At 36.2% G+C, this 7136-nt stretch carries 6 protein-coding genes; all 6 read right to left on the bottom strand.

Features of this window, described 5'->3' with window-relative positions; translation table 11 throughout:
• Positions 1–275: biotin carboxylase N-terminal domain-containing protein (locus tag F931_RS08005; RefSeq protein ID WP_016140876.1), on the bottom strand; the 275-nt coding region annotated here is incomplete at its 3' end.
• 29 nt (positions 276–304) lie between these two features.
• On the bottom strand, positions 305–1474 hold the full coding sequence (locus tag F931_RS08000; protein ID WP_016140875.1) for a hypothetical protein: 1170 nt from the start codon (positions 1472–1474) through the stop codon (positions 305–307).
• Positions 1475–1576: 102 nt separating this feature from the next.
• A complete protein-coding gene (locus tag F931_RS07995) occupies positions 1577–3091 on the bottom strand; it encodes an alanine/glycine:cation symporter family protein (RefSeq protein WP_016140874.1) in 1515 nt (504 codons plus the stop codon).
• Positions 3092–3855: 764 nt separating this feature from the next.
• Positions 3856–4569 carry a GntR family transcriptional regulator gene (locus F931_RS07990; RefSeq protein WP_016140873.1) on the bottom strand — a complete coding sequence of 238 codons (714 nt, stop codon included), beginning with the start codon at positions 4567–4569 and terminating at the stop codon, positions 3856–3858.
• A gap of 36 nt (positions 4570–4605) precedes the next feature.
• Positions 4606–5628 (bottom strand): proline racemase family protein, encoded by a 1023-nt coding sequence (locus tag F931_RS07985; protein ID WP_016140872.1) that lies wholly within the window; start codon positions 5626–5628, stop codon positions 4606–4608.
• A 12-nt stretch (positions 5629–5640) separates the two neighbouring features.
• Positions 5641–7119, bottom strand: a complete 1479-nt coding sequence (locus F931_RS07980) for an aldehyde dehydrogenase family protein (RefSeq protein WP_016140871.1) — start codon at positions 7117–7119, stop codon at positions 5641–5643.
• Between the last annotated feature and the right edge of the window lie 17 nt (positions 7120–7136).

Raw genomic sequence — 7136 nt, 5'->3', positions numbered from 1 at the left:
AAACCATAGCCCGGATGGATGGCATCTACCCCTGCCTCAAGTGCAATACGGATAATATCTTCAATATCCAGATAAGCCGCGATTGGCTTTTTGCCTGCGCCTACTCGATAAGCTTCATCCGACTTAAAGCGATGCAGGGCAAACTTATCTTCTTCTGCATAAATTGCAACCGTGCGGATGCCCATTTCTGTAGCAGCACGCATCACTCGAATTGCGATTTCACCACGGTTGGCAATAAGTATTTTTTGAATAGGTTTAATCATTTCTTTAACCATCAAATTTATAAATCTTTTGAGATAACTTTTTAGAAGTTATAGAAAAATAATAGATTCAATAATCGACTCCACCCTTGATCATCGCCTTGGGCAAAGGAATCTGCATTTCCACCTATAAACGGATCATTTTTCCCAAGCATATATTCCGCAGCGACAGAGAAATGCCCTTTGTCTGCCTGAACCCCGATGATATTTCGAGTAGAAGTTTTAAAATCTTTAGGATCTTTACGCAAAGCACTATATGTTGCGTATGGAGTCAGAGACCAACCGTGAATTACATCTTTAAAGACGTAATTAATATCTGCGGTGTAAAAATCACCTTCATTCACTAAGTTATAGGAACTATCAAATGAACCTATTACGGAATAATCACGATTTAAAACATCATGATTAGAAACCTTATTTTTGCCTGCGGTTAGAGTAACATTTGCATTCTTATAATTTATCTTACTAAACAGAGCCCAAGCATTTCGATGTCCAGTTTCAGAATTATCTTTATTTTCAATGTCTGAATACCAATAAGACGACCCTATATTTAAGTTTAAATCTGGATACGCAGATAAAGGAACTTCTTGTTGTAACCTGACAATAAACATATTTTTTTCTTTTACATATGGATCATTGTCATTATCAGGATCAACATAGTTAGCTGAATAGCGGGATGAATCTTTACTATTACCCGTATAATTTCCCGCATCACGTGCAAAAAATGCGGCATCAAATTTAGTGGTCGTGAAAGGTTGTGTTGAGTAGCTGATTCCTAAATTATGTACATCTTCTAAACCAGCATTAATTAAAACACCACCATACCAACTAGTAGACCATCCCGGTCCAGGACCAAAAGGTATTTCCTGGACACCTAAGGTAACTCTATTATTTTCATTGAACTTGTATCCCAAATTCGCATCAACAAGCGATGAAAAATCGCATAATTTATCGAATTGATAACAACGATATTCAAAATTTCCGAAAAGATTCTTAGCATCATATTTGACGGCTATTTTTGCTGCATCAAACTTTAGTTTGTGCTCATTATCAGAATAATCTTTATCCTGAATGTTTGCCCGTAACCAACCAGAAATTGTAACTTCACCAGAATCACTATTTACATCACCAAACTTCAAAGTGTCTGCAAAAAGATGAGGTGAAAGTGTAGATAAAGCTCCGCCAAGAAGAAGATTAATTCTCCATTTTAACATTTCATATTTCCTTTAATATCAAGATTATTCTCTTCTTTAATTTCCTTTTTAAAGAAGAGAGATGGGTGCTTAAATTTATTTAGTTCTACATCGGGGAAGCAATTAAGCTATTTTACGACTGCTGTTTTTTTTTAGAGAAACAGACTTTTCAATAGAAGGTGTTATTAGAGACGCTTTTTTTTGATCAGCGTATTCTTCCCAATAAGTTGCATTTTTAATACCTACTTCTCTTGGGTCAAACACAGGGTCTTTTCCAGCTTTGCGTTGTCGGTCGTAATCTTTTAATACTTTCAATAATGGTTTACTTAACAAAATTAAAGCGATGAGATTGACATAGGCCATGCTGCCGAAAGTGATATCACCAAGTGCCCACATTGTTTCAGTACTTGAAATACTACCCATGAACAATGCTGTAAGACTTGCAATTTTGGCAATTGTCTTAAAAATCGGATATTTATTTTGACGATCAAAATAAGCGATACCTGACTCAGCAATATAGTAATAGGTCATTAATGTTGTGAAAGCAAAAACTAGAATTGCTAGAGAAATTAACCAAGCACCCGCATCATGAAATACAGTTTGTAGTGCCATAGAAGTCCATTCTGCACCTGCTGCTACTCCAGGTACATGTTCAACTAATGGTGATGCACTACCTGGAGGTGTAACGTTATACATTCCAGTAATTAAGATCATTAACCCAGAGCTAGTTAAAATTAATGCTGTTTCAAAGAAAATAGAGAATGCTTGAATTAAGCCTTGTTTTACTGGATGTGAAGTCATCGCAGCTGCTGAAGCAAAAGTTGATTCACCCGCACCCGCAGCACTTGCAAAAACGGCACGACGTACGCCCCAATTCACAGCTTGACCAATAATTGCACCAAACACTGCATCCATACCAAATGCACTTTTTATAATAAGAACAAATGTTTCAGGAATTTGATCATAGTGTGAAATGAGTAAGACTACGGTAGCTAAAACATACAAACCTGACATGGTCGGTACAATTTTTTCAGCTGCACTAGCAATACTTTTTACACCACCCCAAATAATTAGTCCGATACCAAGCGTTACCACAATGCCAGAGATATATGGAGGTATATGGAATGTAGATTTGAAGGTAGTTGCAATAGTATTCATTTGAATACCAGGCATCATGACAGTATAAGAAATAATTAATACGACTGCGGCTATTGCTGCAAAAGGCTTAAGTTTTAATCCGCGATCAATATAATAGTGAACACCACCATAATATTGATCTCCTTCTTTAAACTTATATAACTGAGCGACTGTAGATTCACTGAAAGCTAATGCGCCTGCAAGGAATCCCATTATAATCATCCAGAAAATTGCACCTGGACCACCCATTCCAACAGCTAAAGCTACCCCTGCAATATTACCAACACCAATACGTCCAGCTAATGCCATAAATAGTGCTTGTCGTGGTGATATTCCCGAACTATCTTCTTTTTTCTCACGTATTACACGGAACATTTCGCGAAAGTATCGAAATTGAACGCCTCGAGTAATAAACGTAAAATAAATGCCAACACCAAGCGCCAAATAAACTAGCGTATCGCTCCATAGATATCCCACTATGGTATGTATTAATTGTTCCATTCCCGTTACCTTATTCCATTTCCTTATACGAATTAGGTAGAGTTCAGTTTTTTAAAGATGCAAGAACCCTACATAATGCATGTATATGTATTTGATCTATATGCCATAACTACTATTTAGTAGAACTAAAATGGCATAATTGAAAACTTCCTTATCTAGTCGCTATATCCTTGTTGTTCTTTTTAGCTCCTGAAATACTCTTCTAGATTTAGGCCATGACAAAATAGTCTTAAGTCTTTTGCAGAGGTACTTACTTGGTTTGAAGAACGAAGAATCAAATTAAAAGTGATTATTAAATTTAATAATCGCTTTATCTGTTCTTTCATACACATAGATAAACTCTTATTTGAAAAAACCAGAAGGTCTTGTTTGGTCATATAACCAGTTATCCCTACTATTGATCTTTTTAAACGTAGTAGATTTTGTCTCATAATTATTCCCTTTATGACTAATCCAAGCTTTGTATCTCAAATTGATATTTGTGCTTGAATGCATCAAATGCTCTTGAAATTTCACTATTAGACTCATCCCAACAGCTAACTTTCTATATGTACGAACTTAATTCTTCATCCATTTTAAGTTGTGTACAATATTGCATACATTAAAAATATAACGATATTTGTTACTTGTCAATGAAAATTGATAAAAAATAAACAAACAAAAATACTAGTTAATCATATGTTTTTTAACAAAAAAACTCATTGAGATTGCAGTAAAACAATCTCAATGAGTTTTGGCTAGCAAATAATTTTTCAGTATGTTTTTTAAGTCGCTACACTTATCTGATCGATCAAGTTTTCTTTCATATGTTCCATAAAACGATCTCTAAATAGTAAGGTATGCGCATGTGCTTCACTTTCAGCTTTATCCAGATCTTTATTAGCTATCGCTTCTATTAGACTTAGATGATCACTTTCTAAATTATTAAAGCTGGTTGACTTAGCTAAATGATCAAAATGTAAATAGAAGAGTCGTTGGCCTTCTTCCAGTAAACGTTCATAGTATTCAATTAAAAATGGATTTCTTCCTGCTTTAGCAATCTCAAGATGTAATTGCTTATTTTGTTCAAGCATTAATTGATAGTTACCTTCTCTTGCAGCTTGTACATAAACAATATCAACATCTTTAATTCTTTGTATATCATCATCAGTACAATTTGCTGCTGCCAAACGTGTTACAGCACGCTGTAAAAGATCTAATGCACTAATATACTTTGAGAAATCTTGTAAGTTAAAAGGCCGAACAATTGTTGTTCTATTCGGTAGAGTCATTGCTAAGCCTTCAGCAACAAGACGTGCAAGCGCATCACGAACAGGTGAACGTGAAACCTGAAACCTTTCAGCGAGTGAGATTTCATCTAGTTGAGTATTAGGCCTCAACTTTAAAGTTAAGATTTCTTCACGAAGTTGATCATAGACATATTTTCCATTATGTCTCTTCTTTACCCCGTCTGTTTCTTTTTTTACTAAACTATTCATAGGCTAGGCCTTTATCCAATTCTAACTTTAATTTAATTATATACCTTCTCCCCATGTATCACTTACCATAAAACCTTCTGATAATGGGTCTGTTGGGTCAATACCAAGTTGATGAAAACCATATAGCCATGCACGACCAGTGATATTAGGAATGATGGCAGGTTTGTCGCCAATTTGCACATTACTCGCATACTTCACTTTAAACTGACCACCAATAATTGATTGTGAAATTAATTCATCCCCAGGTTGGACAAGTCCACGTTTTGCTAAAGTAGCTAAATTAGCTGAGCTACCAGTTCCGCAAGGAGAGCGATCTACACGACCTGGCGGTAAAGTTGTACACGTCTGAACTGTTTTTTCATCTAAGCGATTTCTAAACATGACGTATGCAATTTCATTAATATCCGAATAAATAGGATGTTGAACATTAAACTTTTGATTAATGAGTTTTCTAAGCTCAATACCTAAGGTTGCTAATTTACGAGCATTATCAGGTGAAATGGTTAGATTAACTTGATCAACATTAATAAGCGCATAATAAACGCCGCCAAAAGCAATATCGAATTTGATTTTGCCGAATGGTTCAACTTCTATTTCAGCATCTAATTGCTCTACAAATGCAGGCATCATCTCTAGGGTGACACTTTCACATCGCCCATCTTTACATTGAGCTTTTGCTGTAACCAATCCGGCTGCTGTATCTAAAACAACATTTGTGACCGGTTCCTGCATTTTTACCATACCCATTTCAAGCAATGCAGTCGTTACACAGATACAGTTACTACCAGACATTGGGTGAGTCTTATCTGCTTGAAAAATTGCAAAAGCAGCATCAGCGTTGGGAACTGTTGGGGGCAGCAACAAATTTACAGAAATCTGTAAACAGCCTCGAGGTTCTTGGATTACAAAACGACGTAAACTGTCATCTACTTCATTCATATAATTAACTTTTTCAACCATGTTTTTACCAGGAATATTTAATACCCCCCCAGTAATCACTTTTCCAACCTCACCTTCACAGTGAACATCTACAAGTTGAATCGTTTTTTCCCAACGCATGTCATCACTTCCTTATTGAATATACCAAGCCCATGGTTCTTGGCTGTCATAACTTGTAATCTGTTTAACTTCTAGATAATTTTCAAGCCCCCAGATTCCTAACTCTCGGCCAATACCACTTTGTTTATAACCACCCCAAGGTGCTTCAGTAAATGTTGGTTGAGAACAATTAATCCAGATAATACCAGCTCTTAATTTACGAGCTACACGATTGCAACGATCTAAATCTTTTGACATTACTGCACCAGCTAACCCAAATATAGAGTTATTTGCAGATTTGATTGCTTCATCTTCTGTTTTGAAAGAACGGATACTCACAACTGGACCAAAAATCTCTTCAGCCCATAAAGGATGTTCTTCTGGCACATCAGCAAAAATGGTTGGCTCAATGAAATAACCTTTTGAATGATTATTAGGTTGTTTTCCACCACTTAAAAGAGTGATGTTATCTTCAATACCACATTGAATGGCATCCATAACATTTTGATATTGTTTTTGGTTAACGAGTGGCCCAAGTTTCACGCCTTCATCAAAACCATTTCCGATTTTAATTTTTTGGCTCTCTTCTACTAGTCTTTCCAGAAGTTTTGGATAAATACCTTCTTGTACCAAAACTCGAGATGTTGCTGAACAAACTTGTCCTTGGTTCCAGAAAATACCAAACATGATCCATTCAACAGCAGCTTCAATATCACTGTCATCAAATACGATAAATGCAGATTTTCCACCTAGTTCTAAGCTGATATTTTTAACATTTGAAGCCGCTGATAACATAATTTGCTTACCGACAGGTACACTACCTGTAAATGCAACTTTATCAATATCAGGGTGTTCTGTTAAATATGGACCAATTTCTCGTCCATATCCGGTCAAAATATTTAAAACACCTTTCGGTAAACCCACTTTTTCAGCAATACGCCCTAATTCAACTGCTGTAAGTGAAGTTGCTTCAGCAGGCTTAAGAATCATTGTACAACCTGCTGCTAATGCTGGAGCTACCTTCCATGCAGCCATTAATAATGGGTAGTTCCATGGAATAATTGCACATGCCACTCCTACCGGCTCTTTTGTGGCTACGCAACTAAAGCGATCATCACTCAGCTCTATTTTCTCTTCACTCTTTTCATCAAGCGATTCGGCTAAATTTGCATAAAAATCGAAGCAACCTGCTGCATCACTGATGTCCCACTCAGCTTCTGGGTAAGGTTTACCATTATCTTTAACTTCTAAAGACGAAATTTCTTTTAGATTATCTCGAATTTCTTTAGCTATTGCTCTTAGATAATGAGCTCTCTCTTTACCTGATAATTTTGACCATGAGCCATTATCAAATGCTTCTCGCGCTGCACGAACTGCAAGCTCGGCATCTTCTACCGAAGCACAAGCAACATGGGCAATAACCTCTTCAGTACTTGGATCAATACTTTGGAACGTATTTCCTTTACGCGTCGGAATCCACTTTCCATCGATATATAATTGATCGTAACTCATATCTATTTATCCTTATT

Origin of the sequence: Acinetobacter pittii ANC 4050 (assembly GCF_000399685.1) — a bacterium.
GTDB classification, from domain to species: Bacteria; Pseudomonadota; Gammaproteobacteria; order Pseudomonadales; family Moraxellaceae; genus Acinetobacter; species Acinetobacter pittii_E.
Note: the sequence above shows the minus strand (reverse complement) of the source record. Positions and strands in the feature narration are given on the sequence as shown.